Origin of the sequence: Chryseobacterium nepalense, assembly GCF_023195755.1 — a bacterium.
In the GTDB taxonomy this organism is placed as follows: Bacteria; Bacteroidota; Bacteroidia; order Flavobacteriales; family Weeksellaceae; genus Chryseobacterium; species Chryseobacterium nepalense.
Genome location: NZ_CP096203.1, coordinates 880,792 through 896,242, shown reverse-complemented (window position 1 = coordinate 896,242; position 15,451 = coordinate 880,792). Strand labels below are relative to the sequence as shown.

Genomic DNA, 15,451 nt, shown 5'->3' with positions numbered 1-15,451 from the left:
TTAAAAGTGCATCAGAAATGGTGCGCTTTTTTTCATTGCGATGAGCAAGAAGCAATTTTAAATGATAACATCAATGCTCAATTGCTGAGTATAAACTGAAAGTTTACGAACATAGTTCAGCCTTTGCGGACAAAAATATTTTTGATAATTTTAAAAAACTTTGCAATTCTTTGCGTTAAGATTAATCCAACAAAAAAGCTTCCGGGAATCCCGAAAGCTTTATATTTATATTAAATCGTAAGATTTAATCTGCCATTACTTCACCTGCCTTTCGGTACACGAAGCTGCCATAGATATGTCTTCTTGCGAAACGGCTTGGCGAATCTGCGTTCACCATTTTAATGTAGGTATTTCTAGGAACACCCAGGTATTCATAAATATTACCGTTAAGATGCTGAATGGTTAGTATGGATTTTTCCAGATAGAAATCCTGAATATTGGAAGTCGTGGTAGTCTCCGTATATTCTTCCTTGTATTTTTCCTGAGTTTCCGGATTAATGCTCACCAGGAAATGATAGGCTTCAATCACCGATTTACTTTTTTCTTCCGCCTCCAGTTTACCGGCTTCATCATTGATGAATTTGTCAGGATGTGTATCCTTCATCGTATTCCTGTAAATGGTTTTCAGTTCTCTCAGTGTCACATTTTTATCAACTTCAAGAAGCTTTCTGTATTCGCCTAATTTTTTCATTATGGTTGGATCCTTTTTTCGGGATGCAAAATTAAACTATTTAATTGGAATATAACTTATTCATTATTAATTTGTTTTAATAAAATAATATTAAATTTTTATTAATTTAAAATGCAGTTATTTACCAGATTACTTCAAACATTCAGCAATGCCAACGACACCTTGATTGACTCGTGAATATGTTTGTCCAATATTTCTGAATTATTTAATGGATAATAAAATTCTTTCGGATTAACAAAAACATTATTGTATTTGGTCCTTTGGCTCCCTCCGTCTACATCAATAGACAATAATCCGTGGCCATTTTTACGCTGTACAGTCGTTAAGCCTTTAGAGGTTACTTTAGATTCCACACAGCCGATCAGGGCACCTCTTCCTAGCACATCAAAGCAGAGGGCAGTATAAATTCCATTACGAACCAGCTGTCCGGGAGGAAGAATACATGCATAAAGAACATTGGGAAGATTCACAATGCCCCGGGAAACTTTTATGGTAAGCGGAATATTATTGATTTCCTGATATTGCTGTTGTAAATGTATTTTTAATCTATTCAGAGCATCTCCGATTGAAATCATTTCAGGATCATTGGTTCTTAAAAGCATATTTTTCTGCACAGGATGCAGCTGTCTGAATTCGCAGATAGCATTAAAGTAATTGGTCAGTTCTGTAGAATACATTATTCCTCAATTACTCCGTTTTCTGGAAAATATGTGTCACTTTAGAATCCTTAATGAAATCCTGTAACGGCATATCCTTCACTGCATTTTTATTGGTGAGTTCAACATAATATACCATTGTATTGGGAAACTTGGGATCTTTACACAGTATTTTGAAACGTTTTACCTTTTCATCATTACTTAAGAAAACAAGCTCGGAAGCATTATAGAACCTTATATTGTTTACATCAAAAGCATCTTTCCAGTTTTTCTGTAGCCTGGCGAATCTCTTCTGGGTTCTGTCGCTGTCTTCATTTTCAAACTTATCAACCTGGAAATCGGTTAAAAGTTGAGGGTAAACCAGTCCTTCCTGAAGAATGGCTTTCGTAATTTTATCAGATTTATCGTAAAAAATAACCTTATTATCAAACTGTACCTGATTATCTTTCATCACAAGGTTTCCCGAAAACTTTTTGTAATTTTTCTTTTTATAATCGTTTTTAAAATGTTCGATAGCAGTCTTATCTTTTGGTCCTGGCTTTTCTGTTTTCTGGGCAAAAACAAATGCTGATAAAAGTAAGGTGAGGCTGACTGTGTATAATAATTTCATGATGTTTTACTAATTTTTAGTTAAGATTTAAAGAATATTTTTAAGTCTTAGATATTGCAGCAGCATAATGGTTTTGGCATCTTTAATCGCTCCGGTATCAATCATTTGCAAAGCTTCCTCAAAAGAAAGTTCCAGCACTTCAATATCTTCACCTTCATCATCAAGTCCGCCGCCATCATTTATTTTCATATCCTTCGAATATTCGGCGATAAAAAAGTGAAGAATTTCTGTGACGGCACCCGGTGACATATACGTTTCGAAAATCTTCTCAACGTGAGAAATTTTGTAGCCGGTTTCTTCTTCGGTTTCCCTTTTAATACAATCTTCCGGATTATCATCGTCCAGAAGTCCGGCACAGACTTCAATCATCATTCCTGTTTCATTTCCGTTTAGAAAGGAAGGCAATCTGAACTGTTGGGTGAGGATTACATTTTCCGTGCTTTTGTCATACAATAAAATGGCTGCACCATTTCCCCGATCATAGGCTTCACGGCTTTGCTGCTGAAAGCTGCCGTCTTTTTTCTGAATGCTGAATGTTACCTTCTTTAAGGTGTACCAGTTGTCTGATAATATTTCCGTCTTTTCTATCTGAACGTTTGTATTGTGCATAGATTGTATAATCTTGTTAATTATTTTTTAATAAATGTTCCAATGCTTTTTTTAAATCGGGGAACTTAAATTGAAAACCTGCATTCTGAATCTTCTCCGCGGAAGCTCTTGAGCCTTCCAGCAGCGCATCTGCAAGTTCGCCAAAAATCAGTTTTAAAACAAATCCGGGAATATTAGGCATGAAAAGCGGTTTCTTTAAAACCTCAGCAATTTTTTTGGTTAAATTCTCATTAGTGGTATGCTGCGGTGAAACGGCATTAAAAGCTCCATCCATGGTGTCATTTTTCAGTGCAAATTCATAAATGGCACAAATGTCTTCAATATGAATCCAGGGCATATATTGCTTCCCGGTTCCGAGAGGAGCGCCGATTCCCATTCGGATAGGAGGTAGCATTTTCTTCAAAGCACCATCTTTTTCAGAGAGCACAACTGCAGTGCGGATTTTCACCACCCTTTCGGCAAGATTCTGTTCTTTAAACTGATCGGCAGCACGTTCCCATAAGACTACGACTTCACTTAAAAAATCATTTCCGGGCTGGTTATTTTCAGTAAAAATTACATCGGTAGTTTTTGTCCCGTAATAATTGATTCCAGAAGCAGAAATAAAAGATTTCAGCTTGATTTTTTTCTCCTGAAGCGTTTTCAAAATCAGATCGGCAGAATCAACCCTGCTGGAAATCAGTTCTTTTTTTCGTTCGTCGGTCCATCGTTTTTCAGAAATATTGGCTCCTGCCAGATGAATGATGTGCGAAACTCCTTCAAATGCCGCAACATCAATCGTTTTATTTTTAATATTCCATTCGAATTCATTACTGTGCTTTTTCTTTCTTGTTAAAAAGCGAACGGTAAAATCTTTTTCAAGTTTTTTGGAAAGTTCATGGGCAATAAGTCCGCCGGCCCCGGTAATGAGAATAATATCTTTCATGAATAACTGCGTTTACTGTTATGATTGGTTTTTAACGATTAAAACAAAATCATCATCCAGAAGTTTATAGCCATAATCATATATAAATTTGTACTCTGATCCATTTTTATAGACCTTCAGATTAGTAAAATAATCAAAATCAAAACCCAAGCCATCCAATTTTGAACGGGTGACTTTTGTTTTCCCGTCCGTATTCACCTCAGCAAGGATTCTGTAATTTTTGCGAAGTTTATTATTAACATTACGCATGAGATTGTTGGAATCCTTATTCTGCTTGTTGTTGTAGGCGTTTCGACAGGCGTCATTGCAAAATTTTTTGTCGGATCTTCCGATGATTTTTTCGTCACATTCAAGACAATTCATAATTTTTATTTTTTCAATTTGTGTGGATGTGCATGTTTTTTCTTTAATAGTTTCTTAAACCTGCTGTGTGCTGGATAGCTTCTGTTGGATGTTATATTATTGAAAAAAAGTGCCATAAGTAATAAAATAATACACCCGGAAAGAACCGGTGATAACACATACCAGAATCCCAGTTCAGGGATTTTTCCTGTGGAGCTTACTGCAATCAGTGCGGTAGCGCCACCGGGAGGGTGAAGGGTTTTGGTATATTGCATTAAAACAATTGAAAAAGCAACGGCAAGGGGAGCTGAAAGCCAGATAATATCAGGAACAATCTTATAAACAGTAACGCCAACCAAAGCTGAAATCACATGTCCTCCTACCAAATTCCTCGGTTGCGCCAGCGGACTCTGAATTGCGCCGTAAATCAAAACACTTGAAGCACCGAAAGATCCGATCAGAAAAATATTCTCTGTAGCGGATACTGAATGCGACTGGATAAAAGCAATAATCCCGATTCCGAAAAATGCGCCCAGAAAAGACCAGAAATGTTCTTTATAATCAACAAGTGTTTCCCTGTAAATCACGTATTTTGATACTCTGAATGTCCTTTTAATTGCTTTTTTCATATATACTCAAAGGTATGGAAATTATCCGTTTTCAAACGGATAAAAAGAATGATATTTTACATTATTCGTTTTCAAACGACTACAAACGAATTTAAATAGTTTTGTACCGGTTTGAGTTTCAGCTTTCCCTAATCTTTGCAACAGAGATCTGAGAAAACAGTGAACGTCTCGGATCTGAATATTAATCTAAAATAAACAACAAAATTATGTCACTAAGAAACAAAGTAACATTGATTGGTTACACAGGAAAGGAAGTAGAAATGGTAAACTTCGAAAACGGAAACAGCAAAGCCGTTGTATCTCTTGCAACAAGTGATTATTACACGAATGCGAAAGGCGAAAAAGTAGAAGAAACACAATGGCACAATCTCATTGCTTTTGGTAAAACCGCTGAAATTTTCCAGAAATATGTTACGAAAGGAAAAGAAATTGCCATAGAAGGAAAACTTACCTACAGATCATATGATGATAAGGACGGCGTAAAACGCTATATCACGGAAGTTAGGGTAGATGAGATTCTGCTTCTGGGAGGTAAATAACAGTAAAAAACACAGGCGATGAAAGTAAAAGTTTTTAAAGTCCGGCTGGATCAGGAGTTTTTACATCATGATCAGCACATGCTGGATGAATTTCTCGGAAAACATCAAATTGTAAAAGTGGAGACGGCTTTTGTAAACGATGAAAATTACTGGTCAGTACTCTTATATTTTGAAGCATTGAAGATGGCTGTAACTACCGTAAAAGAATCAAAAAGTGCCAAGTATACAGCCGAAAATGAAGCGCTTAGCTCAGACGAGGAAAAAATTCTCTATGCCCTGAAAGAATGGAGATCCGATAAAGCAAAAGAGCAAAATCTGCCGGGCTATTTTATTGCAACCAACAAAGAACTTATATCCGTTGCCAAATATAAGCCGGCCCGCAAAGAAGAGCTGCTGGATATTAAGGGATTCGGAAAGCATAAAATAGAGAATTACGGCGAGGAAATCCTTGAAATTTTAGATAGTATCTGATATAACACAAGAACACAAATGATGAAGATATTCAAGGCTGAAGAAGATTGTTTCTTCAGCTTTGGATTTTAGTTTTAAAGTCAGTTCAATTCCTTATTTTTGCAACACTTATACATTAATCATCATTTATCAATTATAGAATGAAACCAGGTTTAGCAAAAGGGACGAGAGATTTTACAGCATTGGAAGTTGCCAGAAGAAGATACATCATTAATATTTTACAGAAAAACTTCGAATTATTCGGGTTCCAGCCATTGGAAACCCCAAGCTTTGAAAATCTTTCAACATTAACAGGAAAATACGGAGAAGAAGGAGACCGCCTGATCTTTAAAATTTTAAATTCAGGAGATTATACTTCAAAAGTAAATCAACAGGACTGGGAAGACAAAAATCATCAGAAATTAACTTCGCAGATTTCAGACAAAGCTTTACGCTATGATCTTACCGTACCTTTTGCAAGATTTGTAGCAATGAACCATAATCAGCTCACTTTTCCATTCAAACGTTACCAGATTCAGCCGGTGTGGAGGGCAGACCGACCTCAAAAGGGAAGGTTTAGAGAGTTTTACCAGTGTGATGCCGATGTGGTGGGAAGTGAAAGCCTTCTGCAGGAAGTAGATCTTGTTCAGTTATATTTAAAATCATTTGCAGAATTAGGTCTTTCTGTAACCATTCATATTAATAACCGAAAAATTCTTTCAGGCCTTGCGGAATTTGCAGGAATTGCAGATAAATTAATAGATTTTACAGTTGCTCTTGACAAACTGGACAAAATAGGGAAAGAAGGTGTTGTAAAGGAACTTCTTGAAAGAGGGATTGCTCAGGAATCTATCGATAAGCTGGATTTTCTTTTTGAACAGTCAGATGATGCGTTGGAAAATCTTTTACAGCTAAAAGAGAAATTTGCCGGAAATGAAACCGGTTTAAAAGGTGTTGAAGAACTGGAGTTCGTAATCACACAGTCATTAAATCTGGGAGTAGATATTCAGAATCTGGTATTCGACATTACGCTTGCAAGAGGTTTGGATTACTATACCGGAGCCATTTTTGAAGTAAAAGCGGACGAAGTCCAGATGGGATCTATCGGTGGTGGCGGAAGATATGATAACCTTACGGAAGTTTTCGGGGTTAAAAATATTCCGGGAATCGGAATTTCTTTCGGTTTAGACAGGATTTATCTTGTTATAGAAGAACTTGGGTTGTTCCCTGAAGAGGCAACCTCAAAAGTAGAATACCTGTTTGCTAATTTTGGAGGTAACGAAACCCTGGAAGCCCTGAAATTAATAAAACAGCTGAGAGAAAAAGGAATCTCTGCCGAACTCTATCCTGAATCTGCCAAGATTGGAAAACAGTTTACGTATGCAGAGAAGAAAGGAATTAAAAATCTTGTTTTCTTGGGTGAAGAAGAAATTAAGGACGGAAATGTTACCTATAAAGATCTTGAAGCCGGAGAGCAGAAGACGGTTTCCTTAGAGGAATTTTTACAATCTTAGAGCGATGAAGAATATCTTATTTTTAGCATTTCTCATATCTTCTGTTGTTACTCAGGCACAGGTAAGGATGCCGGATCCTCCTAAACAGGACCTCAGCAAAGAAAGCGACAGAGTTTTGCTTCGGGAAATCACTTCTTTTCCGGAACATATTTTTTCATGGAATATTAAATATCTTACGGTAAGTGAATCAGATCAGTTGACAAGCTTACCTGAGAAAATTTCCAGACTAAAGAATCTTGAGTCTTTTATGCTTACGGGAGGTCATAAAATTAAAGATTTTCCTAAAGAATTTTCTTCTTTAAATCAACTGAAAAAATTGGCTTTGCATAATATGCTTACTGAAAAGATGTCTCCTGTGATTTTTAATCTTAAATCATTGGAAGATTTAGAATATTATCAGTTCAGCTATTTTGATTTTTCGCAGGATATTGGGAAGCTAAAAACACTGAAAAGGTTGGCATTATCAAGAGGATTTGATATCAGAAGCTTACAAAATGTTGAAGGAAAACCGGGAAGGAATCTTCCGCCTTCCATAAAGAATCTGAAAAATTTGGAAACTTTGTCATTGGGCAGAAATCTAATGTCTGAGCTGCCCGAAGAAATAGGATATTTAAATATGGTTAATGATATTTGGCTTTCAGATAACGTGTTGACAACCTTGCCAAATGGATTTTCTAAGCTTCAAAATTTAAAAACGCTGAACCTTAGCAATAATGCATTTAAAGTTTTTCCTAAGGAATTATATAAAATCTCAAATCTCAAAAGACTGGATATCTACAAAAATCAGATTAGCCAGATTCCGGCCGGAATCGGCAGTATGACTGGACTTACCGGGCTTTTTATTGATAAGAATAAACTTACCAACGAATGTTTAACTGAATTTTATAATCTAGAAAATCTAGAAGTTCTGGATATCCGGGAAAATAAAATTACAGCTTTTCCTCCCGGATTGGAAAAAATGAAAAAACTGAAAGTAGTATATATTGCAGGGAATAATATACCGTATCAGGAAATTTCCCGTGCACAGGCTTTGTTGCCAAGAACAAAGTTTGTTACTCAGGAAATGCCATGAAAAATACAGAAAATCTAAAAGATATAGCCAGACTTTTTCTCAAGCTGGGAATAATTGGTTTCGGAGGACCGGCTGCACATATATCAATGATGCAGAATGAAGTTGTCACCAAAAGGAAATGGATTTCACAGCAGCATTTTCTGGATCTGATAGGAGCTACCAACTTAATTCCAGGACCCAACAGTACGGAAATGGCCATCCACATCGGAAGAGAAAAAGCAGGCTGGAAAGGCTTAATTACTGCAGGAGTATGTTTTATACTTCCTGCAGTTTTTATTACCGGGATATTCGCGTGGCTGTATAAAAAGTATGGTGCTCTGCCTGAAATTCAGCCATTTGTTTACGGGATCAAGCCGGCGATTATTGCAGTGATTTTATCGGCCATCTTTCCGTTAGCTGAAAAATCTTTTAAGTCGATAGGTCTTATTATTTTAGTATTACTTGTTTTAACGGGATCTTTATTAGGTTACAATGAAATTTTTCTTCTTTTCGGAGCCGGTATTCTTTATGTATTGATCACTTTTCTACGTCCCGGAAGATCCGGAGATGTGAAAAATCTTATTCCTATCGTTTATTTACAGAGTAGTGAATATAATTTGATAACATCTTTAAACTTTAAACTTTTTCTTATTTTCCTGAAAGTAGGTTCCATTCTTTACGGAAGTGGTTATGTACTGTTTGCCTTTCTGGATGCAGAACTCGTTGCCAGCGGAATGATGAACCGGCAACAGCTTATTGACGCTATTGCAGTAGGACAGTTTACTCCCGGACCGGTTTTTTCTTCGGTTACATTTATCGGGTACCAGATTAACGGATGGGTTGGGGCTGCTGTTTCAACCCTTGGGATTTTCTTACCCTCATTCCTATTTGTCGCTCTGCTGAATCCGTTGGTAAAGAAAATGAGAAACTCGAAAATTTTTTCAGTATTTCTGGATGCGGTAAATGCGGCTTCTGTTGCCATTATTGTTTCTGTTTGCATCAGTATGGGAATAGAAACTGTTACCGACTGGCGCACAATTCTTATCGCTGTTGTATGCCTTTATATAAGTTTTCGATACAGGAAAATCAACAGTGCGCTCATCGTTGTATCAGGTTCCATAATGGGATATTTACTGAACTTATTATAAATGGCGATTATATATCAAAGAATCGAATAACCTTTAGAAAAATGTACAACTACAAGGTTAAAATGTTACTTTACCTCGCAAAAAAGTAACTTTACTATATAAAAAAGTAACCTTATTTTTCAAGAAAGTAAATTTACATCGTGCCAATGTAGAATTGCAATGGTAAAATGTAACTTTACTACGCAAGAAAGTAACATTACCTTGCTAAAATGTAGATTAACCTCACGAAAATATACTTTTACATCGAAACAAATTAAAAAATTCTGACTTTTTAGTTGACTTGCTTTTAAATAAGCCTGTAATTATAGTTACATTTATTTTTATACTTTTAAACATAAAATATTAATCATGGAAAACTATTTAGAAATCAACAGAAAGTCGTGGAATGCCAAAGTAGATCCCCATTTGAAATCAGATTTTTATTTTTTGGACGAATTTTTAAAAGGCAGAAGCTCACTGAACCCTATTGAATTGGAACTCTTAGGGAATCTGGAAGATAAATCTGTTCTGCATCTGCAATGCCATTTTGGTCAGGATTCCATCTCCTTGTCAAGACTTGGCGGCAAAGTAACAGGCATAGATCTATCAGACAAAGCAATTGCCGAAGCAAAGCAACTTGCACAAAAATGTGAAACAGACACGAAATTTATATGTACAGATCTATACAATCTACCCAATGTTCTTGATGAAAAATTTGATATCGTTTTTACCAGTTACGGAACGATAGGCTGGCTTCCGGACCTAAACCAATGGGCAAAAGTGATTTCTCATTTCTTAAAACCGGATGGGAAATTTATAATGGCAGAATTTCATCCTGTTATTTGGATGTTTGATGATGATTTTGAAGACGTGAAATACAATTATTTTAATGAAAAGCCTATAATCGAAACATACGAAGGAACTTATGCAGACCCTTCTGCGGATATCGTTCAGGAGTATGTGATGTGGAACCATTCTTTAGCAGAAGTATTACAAAGTCTGATTGATAATCATTTGATGATACATCAGTTTAAAGAATTCGACTGGTCGCCGTATTCATGTTTCAGACATGTTGAAGAATCTGAAAAAGGTAAATGGAGAATATCAAAATTTGGAAATAAAGTCCCTCTGGTTTTCGCCATTGATGCGCAAAAAAAGTCATCGTAATAAATACTACGATGACTTTTCTGAATATATGAATGTTAAATAACTATTCTTAACTTACAGTTTCCTGTGCTTTATTTACAGTATCCTGTGCTTGGCTTTTAAATTCATCCGCTTTTTCCTGAACCTGGGAAGCAACATTGTTGGCTCTGTCCTTAATATCATTCCCCCATTTGTTTAGGTTGTCCTTTGCATTGTTGAATTTATCTTTTACCATTTGTTGTTGTTCAGGACTTGAGTTTTTATACTTCCAGTATGCTAAAGCTCCAAGTCCAACCAGTGCCAATAAACCTTTTGTTTTATTTCCCATGATTTCTATTTTTTAAATGTTAATATTAAAATTTTGTTATTAGTAATCATGTAAAATACGTGCCAAAAAAAATATCAGAACTATAAAATAATGTTAAAATTAATTGAAGGTTTCTAAATTTTCACCGTCAAAACTTGCAAAAACCATAGTCGGGTGAGAATCTCTGTGGGCGAGATTTCCATCTTTATCAATTGCAATAGCGCCTGCAAATCCGTCTATTGTTTTCAGTTCGTCAAAGGTTTTGTCAAAAGCTTCGCTAAGGGACATTCCATCAGTTACTCTTGTAACAATTTTCGCTGCTGTTGCATTACTTACAATATCTTCTCCCACTCCCGTACAGCTTACAGCACAGAAAGAATTGGCATAATTTCCGGCTACAGTTGCAGAATCCGAAATTCTCCCGGGGATTTCAAATCCTTTTCCTCCGGTGGAGGTAGCAACGGCTAATTTTCCGCTTTTATCAATTACCACACAACCAACGGTTCCTTTTCCGCCGTTGCTTAATTTTTCCTCATATTCCTGTCTTCTTTTTGGGATTTCAGTTGAAAAATTTTCAAAACCATGGGCTGCAGCATACTTTTTAGCACCACTACCTCCCAGAACCCTGTCGTCTTCTTTCATCAGTTCCTTCGCTACAAAAACAGGATTTTTTACATCCTGAATATTGATCACACCGCTCATTTTCTGGGTTTCGCCATTCATAATTGCAGCACTCATCCTGATAATTCCGTCACTTTGAATCTGGGAACCGATACCAGCGTTGTACAGTTCGTCATTTTCCAGTAAAGAAACAGCAAAAGCAGCGGTGTCAAAAGCAGAATGGGTTTGTAAAAAATCAAAAGCCTGTTTTGCAATATTTTTCAGAGACTCCTGTTTGGCAGTTTTTACCTCATGACTCTGATCGCTTTCTGAAAAGAATCCACCGTGAATGATTACCTTCATTGTATATTGTTATTTAGAAGACAAGATAGCCAAATTTTTCAAAACCGGTTATGATTTTGCGAATGATAATTAATATTCGTTGAAAAATATGATTTGCTATTTTTCCTGCGGAATAGGATTAAATTGTGAATTTTCTATTGTCAGCACCTTTGTTGTAAGGTCATAATGATCATTCATGGACATCACGTGCACCGTGAGGTTATCAATAGAAATCGGTTCTCCAAGGTTAATATTCGTAAGATTGGTATCTTTAATGAATCTTCCGTCAACCAGAATTACCAGTCCGGAACCTACGGCCGTCATTACATCATTATAAATAAACAGACCGGTATCTTCTCCAAGCCCGATTCCCAGTGTTCTCGGATTATTTACCACAGCCTGGAACAGTCTTCCGATTCTTCCTCTCTGTACAAAATGCGTATCAATAATGACATTGTCGATCAGTCCTAGTCCCTGTGTGGTTTTAATTTCGCCTTTGAGCAATGCTTCAGAACTGCTTCCCTGATAAATCATGTTTTCAGACGCAGCAGCAGCACCGGCAGAAGTTCCGGAATAAATGAAATCCTGTTCCTGATACTTCAGTAAAATGGTATCGTGAAATCTTGTTCCGCCCAGAATAGATGTAAGACGAAGCTGATCTCCGCCCGTAAACATCACCACGTCGGCCGCATTTGCTCTTGCGACAATTGCATCAGAATTGGCTTCTTCACGGTTATGAATATCCAGAATATTTACATTTTTTGCCCCTAAAAATTCAAAGGCTTTTTTATATTCGGAGCCAACAATCTGAGGAATCTGCGACGCTGTCGTAATAATTTCAATTACAGAGTTTTCCTTATGCTTAGACTCGTTGATGATTTTTCTAAGTATTCCTCGCTCAAAAAAATTCAGGTTTTTTTCTATATTCTGATCAAAATCGGTTTCTGCAAAACTTCCTTTGTTTACTGCACCACCAATTACAATTAATTTTCCAACAGGTTTCGTCATAGGCTGCAAATTTAAAAAAATATTAACAGCTGAAAAAATTTCAGGGTACATAAAATTGATTTTGAGGATTTTAGAATGAATACTAAAGAATGATTATTTTTAATAAATATTCAAACGTGGTATAGTTTTGTTTAGGGTTTTGCATTATCTTTGATTTTAAATGCAGTTATTGTTAACTATTAAAAATGCAAATAGACTATGAAAATTGAAAAAATACAGGCATTGCGCGGCCCGAACATTTGGAGTATCAGACGAAAGAAGCTGATACAGATGAGGTTGGATCTGGAAGAGATGGAAAATTTTCCTACTAATAAAATCGAAGGATTTAGAGAAAGAATAGAAAAGTTATTGCCTTCTTTATTTACTCACAGATGTTCCGAAGGAGTGGAAGGAGGTTTTTTTCATCGCGTTGAGACGGGAACATGGATGGGCCACGTTATTGAACACATCGCCCTGGAAATCCAGACTCTTGCCGGAATGGAAGTTGGCTTTGGAAGAACGCGGGAGACTAAAACACCCGGGGTTTATAATGTCGTATTTAATTATATTGAAGAAAATGCCGGAATTTTTGCAGGGGAAGAATCTGTAAAAATTGCAGAAGCTTTGATTAAAGGGGAGGAGTATGATCTTAACGCCTGTATCCAGAAGCTTAAAGAAATCCGTGAAAGGGTTCGTTTAGGACCTTCTACCGGAAGCATTGTAGAAGAAGCGGTTTCCAGAAAAATCCCCTGGATCCGTTTAGGGACAAACTCTTTGGTACAGCTTGGATATGGGGTGAACCAGCAGAGATTCCAGGCAACCATTACCGGAAAAACAAGCTCTATTGCCGTAGATATCGCCTGCAATAAAGAACTTACCAAAAGAATGCTGCATGATGCTGCGATTCCTGTGCCTATGGGAGATCTTATTATGGATGAAGAAGGACTTGACAGCGTTGTACGAAAAATTGGATATCCCGTGGTTATTAAACCTCTGGATGGAAATCACGGAAAGGGATCTTCTATAAATGTCAATGATTGGGAATCTGCCAAAATCGGACTGGAACATGCCCAGAAATATTCCAAAAAAGTAATTGTAGAAAAGTATATTACAGGATATGATTTCAGGGTGCTGGTCATTAATAATAAAATGGTGGCTGCTGCCAGAAGAGTTCCCGCCCATGTTGTCGGCGACGGGGAATTGAATCTTCAGCAACTGATAGAAAAAGAAAATAAAGATCCGAGAAGAGGGTACGGACACGAAAATGTTTTAACGGAAATCGAGGTTGATAAAGATACCACCGAGCTTTTGGAAAAACTGAACTACACCCTGGAAACGGTTCCCCAGAAAGGGGAGGTCGTTTATCTGAAATCTACCGCCAATCTTTCAACCGGAGGTACGTCGATTGATGTAACAGATATGATACATCCTGAAAACATTACCATGGCTGAAAGAATTTCCAAAATTATCGGTCTTGATGTCTGTGGAATTGATATTATGGCTGAAAACCTTACCCAGCCTTTAAAAGAAAGTGGAGGTGCCATCATTGAGGTTAATGCCGCACCGGGATTCAGAATGCATCTGGCGCCAAGCGAAGGATTGCCGAGAAACGTTGCCGCACCAGTAGTAGATATGCTGTATCCTCCGGGAAAACCTTTTACCATTCCGATTATTGCGGTTACGGGAACCAACGGTAAGACTACCACCACAAGACTTATTTCACACATCGTAAAAAGTAACGGCTACAGAGTTGGCTTTACGACTTCAGACGGAATTTATATTCAGAATACCATGCTGTCGAAAGGCGATACTACAGGACCGCTTTCTGCAGAGTTTATTCTAAAAGACCCTACCGTAGAGTTTGCGGTGCTTGAGACTGCGCGTGGCGGAATTTTACGTTCCGGGCTCGGATTTTCTCAATGTGATATTGGGGTTTTAACCAATATTGAAGAGGATCATCTCGGCATGAATGATATTCATAACCTTAAAGATCTTACCCGTGTAAAAAGAGTAGTGCTCGATAGTGTAAAGAAAAACGGGTGGAGTATTCTGAATGCAGATAATGAATATTCCATGAAAATTGTTAATGACCTGGATAGCCATGTTGCCATTTTCAGTATGAATGAAAATAATCCGCACATCCAGAAATTCGCGAAAGAAGGACGTATTACCTGTATTTATGAGGAAGGTTTTGTTACAATCAAGAAAGGAGACTGGAAAATAAGAATCGGCAAGGCAAAGGATTTTCCGATTACCATGGAAGGTAAGGCTAAATTCATGATTGAAAATGTACTGGCTGCGAGTCTTGCCTGTTATTTATATGGATTCGGGATTGAAGATATTTCCAATTCTTTACGGACTTTTATTCCAAGTGCACAGCTTACTCCGGGACGTTTGAATGTATTTAAGTTTAAAAATTTCAAGGTGCTGATTGATTTCGCACACAATCCATCGGGTTATGAAGCAATTGAAGATTATCTCAAAAATATTGAAGCAACGAAAAAAATCGGGATTATTTCAGGGGTAGGAGACAGAAGGGATAGTGATATTAAAGAGTGTGGAAAGATCGCAGGAAGAATGTTTGACCATATCATCATTCGAAATGAGAAGCATCTCCGCGGACGTACGGAAGATGAAATTAACGGACTTATTATAGAAGGTATGCAGTCTTCGGGCAAAGATGTAAGCTATGAAATTATTCCTAAAGAAATTGAAGCCCTGAAACATGCAATGGGAATGGCTGAAGAAGGTACTTTTATCACTGCCTTAAGCGACGTTATATCTAATGCAATTGATCTGGTTCAGGATTATCAGACCAGGGAATTAATGGAAGACGATAAAATGCTATAATTATATTTCTAAAGTTTTGGATTTCTATAAATTTCGGCGGCATCGAAGATGCCGAAATTTTTCTAACTTTTATTAT

Annotated in this window: 17 protein-coding genes; 7 read left to right on the top strand and 10 right to left on the bottom strand. The window is 37.0% G+C overall.

Annotated features, from left to right (window positions below; translation table 11 throughout):
• Positions 1–244 precede the first annotated feature (244 nt).
• The 7 genes from M0D58_RS03855 to M0D58_RS03825 form a co-directional block, all read right to left on the bottom strand.
• Positions 245–691, bottom strand: a complete 447-nt coding sequence (locus tag M0D58_RS03855) for a KTSC domain-containing protein (protein ID WP_248393686.1) — start codon at positions 689–691, stop codon at positions 245–247.
• 134 nt (positions 692–825) lie between these two features.
• Positions 826–1,368, bottom strand: a complete 543-nt coding sequence (locus tag M0D58_RS03850; protein ID WP_248393685.1) for a hypothetical protein — start codon at positions 1,366–1,368, stop codon at positions 826–828.
• Between the two features lie 10 nt (positions 1,369–1,378).
• Positions 1,379–1,957, bottom strand: a complete 579-nt coding sequence (locus M0D58_RS03845; RefSeq protein WP_248393684.1) for a hypothetical protein — start codon at positions 1,955–1,957, stop codon at positions 1,379–1,381.
• Positions 1,958–1,984: 27 nt separating this feature from the next.
• On the bottom strand, positions 1,985–2,566 hold the full coding sequence (nudK, locus tag M0D58_RS03840; protein ID WP_248393683.1) for a GDP-mannose pyrophosphatase NudK: 582 nt from the start codon (positions 2,564–2,566) through the stop codon (positions 1,985–1,987).
• A gap of 16 nt (positions 2,567–2,582) precedes the next feature.
• The gene (locus M0D58_RS03835; RefSeq protein WP_248393682.1) at positions 2,583–3,491 is read right to left on the bottom strand and encodes a TIGR01777 family oxidoreductase; all 909 of its coding nucleotides are present in this window, start codon (positions 3,489–3,491) and stop codon (positions 2,583–2,585) included.
• Between the two features lie 18 nt (positions 3,492–3,509).
• On the bottom strand, positions 3,510–3,854 hold the full coding sequence (locus tag M0D58_RS03830) for a hypothetical protein (protein WP_248393681.1): 345 nt from the start codon (positions 3,852–3,854) through the stop codon (positions 3,510–3,512).
• Between the two features lie 5 nt (positions 3,855–3,859).
• Positions 3,860–4,462, bottom strand: coding sequence for an HPP family protein (locus tag M0D58_RS03825; protein WP_248393680.1), 603 nt, complete (start codon positions 4,460–4,462; stop codon positions 3,860–3,862).
• A gap of 206 nt (positions 4,463–4,668) precedes the next feature.
• Here M0D58_RS03825 and M0D58_RS03820 point away from each other — a divergent pair, with 206 nt between their 5' ends.
• From M0D58_RS03820 to M0D58_RS03795, 6 genes are all read left to right on the top strand, one after another.
• Positions 4,669–5,001 carry a single-stranded DNA-binding protein gene (locus M0D58_RS03820; RefSeq protein WP_072885668.1) on the top strand — a complete coding sequence of 111 codons (333 nt, stop codon included), beginning with the start codon at positions 4,669–4,671 and terminating at the stop codon, positions 4,999–5,001.
• A gap of 18 nt (positions 5,002–5,019) precedes the next feature.
• Entirely contained in the window at positions 5,020–5,472 is a 453-nt protein-coding gene (locus M0D58_RS03815) for an HRDC domain-containing protein (protein WP_248393679.1), read from the top strand.
• Between the two features lie 140 nt (positions 5,473–5,612).
• Positions 5,613–6,965: a histidine--tRNA ligase gene (gene hisS, locus M0D58_RS03810; RefSeq protein WP_248393678.1), complete on the top strand. Its 1,353-nt coding sequence runs from the start codon at positions 5,613–5,615 to the stop codon at positions 6,963–6,965.
• Between the two features lie 4 nt (positions 6,966–6,969).
• Complete coding sequence (locus M0D58_RS03805; RefSeq protein ID WP_248393677.1) at positions 6,970–8,037, top strand: leucine-rich repeat domain-containing protein; 1,068 nt, start codon at positions 6,970–6,972, stop codon at positions 8,035–8,037.
• Positions 8,034–9,164 (top strand): chromate efflux transporter, encoded by a 1,131-nt coding sequence (chrA, locus tag M0D58_RS03800; protein ID WP_248393676.1) that lies wholly within the window; start codon positions 8,034–8,036, stop codon positions 9,162–9,164. Before M0D58_RS03805 ends, chrA begins: the two co-directional genes overlap by 4 nt.
• 348 nt (positions 9,165–9,512) lie before the next feature.
• Positions 9,513–10,310, top strand: a complete 798-nt coding sequence (locus M0D58_RS03795) for a class I SAM-dependent methyltransferase (RefSeq protein ID WP_248393675.1) — start codon at positions 9,513–9,515, stop codon at positions 10,308–10,310.
• A 49-nt stretch (positions 10,311–10,359) separates the two neighbouring features.
• Here the strand turns inward: M0D58_RS03795 and M0D58_RS03790 are convergent, their stop codons facing one another.
• The 3 genes from M0D58_RS03790 to M0D58_RS03780 all read right to left on the bottom strand — a co-directional run bounded on the left by M0D58_RS03790 (position 10,360) and on the right by M0D58_RS03780 (position 12,546).
• The gene (locus M0D58_RS03790) at positions 10,360–10,617 is read right to left on the bottom strand and encodes a YtxH domain-containing protein (protein ID WP_248393674.1); all 258 of its coding nucleotides are present in this window, start codon (positions 10,615–10,617) and stop codon (positions 10,360–10,362) included.
• A gap of 99 nt (positions 10,618–10,716) precedes the next feature.
• Positions 10,717–11,559, bottom strand: coding sequence for an isoaspartyl peptidase/L-asparaginase (locus tag M0D58_RS03785; RefSeq protein WP_248393673.1), 843 nt, complete (start codon positions 11,557–11,559; stop codon positions 10,717–10,719).
• 96 nt (positions 11,560–11,655) lie between these two features.
• Positions 11,656–12,546 (bottom strand): cyanophycinase, encoded by an 891-nt coding sequence (locus M0D58_RS03780; protein WP_072885670.1) that lies wholly within the window; start codon positions 12,544–12,546, stop codon positions 11,656–11,658.
• A gap of 198 nt (positions 12,547–12,744) precedes the next feature.
• Between M0D58_RS03780 and cphA the strand changes: the two genes are divergently transcribed.
• Complete coding sequence (cphA, locus tag M0D58_RS03775) at positions 12,745–15,375, top strand: cyanophycin synthetase (RefSeq protein WP_248393672.1); 2,631 nt, start codon at positions 12,745–12,747, stop codon at positions 15,373–15,375.
• The last annotated feature ends 76 nt before the right edge of the window (positions 15,376–15,451 follow it).

What these genes read in the sequence shown, in the direction of transcription:
- M0D58_RS03785 (WP_248393673.1), bottom strand. Translation starts at nt 11,559, where the DNA reads ATGAAGGTAATCATTCACGGTGGATTCTTTTCAGAAAGCGATCAGAGT.
- M0D58_RS03795 (WP_248393675.1), top strand. Translation starts at nt 9,513, where the DNA reads ATGGAAAACTATTTAGAAATCAACAGAAAGTCGTGGAATGCCAAAGTA.
- M0D58_RS03835 (WP_248393682.1), bottom strand. Translation starts at nt 3,491, where the DNA reads ATGAAAGATATTATTCTCATTACCGGGGCCGGCGGACTTATTGCCCAT.
- M0D58_RS03790 (WP_248393674.1), bottom strand. Translation starts at nt 10,617, where the DNA reads ATGGGAAATAAAACAAAAGGTTTATTGGCACTGGTTGGACTTGGAGCT.
- M0D58_RS03830 (WP_248393681.1), bottom strand. Translation starts at nt 3,854, where the DNA reads ATGAATTGTCTTGAATGTGACGAAAAAATCATCGGAAGATCCGACAAA.
- M0D58_RS03855 (WP_248393686.1), bottom strand. Translation starts at nt 691, where the DNA reads ATGAAAAAATTAGGCGAATACAGAAAGCTTCTTGAAGTTGATAAAAAT.
- cphA (WP_248393672.1), top strand. Translation starts at nt 12,745, where the DNA reads ATGAAAATTGAAAAAATACAGGCATTGCGCGGCCCGAACATTTGGAGT.
- M0D58_RS03825 (WP_248393680.1), bottom strand. Translation starts at nt 4,462, where the DNA reads ATGAAAAAAGCAATTAAAAGGACATTCAGAGTATCAAAATACGTGATT.
- nudK (WP_248393683.1), bottom strand. Translation starts at nt 2,566, where the DNA reads ATGCACAATACAAACGTTCAGATAGAAAAGACGGAAATATTATCAGAC.
- M0D58_RS03815 (WP_248393679.1), top strand. Translation starts at nt 5,020, where the DNA reads ATGAAAGTAAAAGTTTTTAAAGTCCGGCTGGATCAGGAGTTTTTACAT.
- M0D58_RS03780 (WP_072885670.1), bottom strand. Translation starts at nt 12,546, where the DNA reads ATGACGAAACCTGTTGGAAAATTAATTGTAATTGGTGGTGCAGTAAAC.
- chrA (WP_248393676.1), top strand. Translation starts at nt 8,034, where the DNA reads ATGAAAAATACAGAAAATCTAAAAGATATAGCCAGACTTTTTCTCAAG.
- M0D58_RS03805 (WP_248393677.1), top strand. Translation starts at nt 6,970, where the DNA reads ATGAAGAATATCTTATTTTTAGCATTTCTCATATCTTCTGTTGTTACT.
- M0D58_RS03850 (WP_248393685.1), bottom strand. Translation starts at nt 1,368, where the DNA reads ATGTATTCTACAGAACTGACCAATTACTTTAATGCTATCTGCGAATTC.
- M0D58_RS03820 (WP_072885668.1), top strand. Translation starts at nt 4,669, where the DNA reads ATGTCACTAAGAAACAAAGTAACATTGATTGGTTACACAGGAAAGGAA.
- M0D58_RS03845 (WP_248393684.1), bottom strand. Translation starts at nt 1,957, where the DNA reads ATGAAATTATTATACACAGTCAGCCTCACCTTACTTTTATCAGCATTT.
- hisS (WP_248393678.1), top strand. Translation starts at nt 5,613, where the DNA reads ATGAAACCAGGTTTAGCAAAAGGGACGAGAGATTTTACAGCATTGGAA.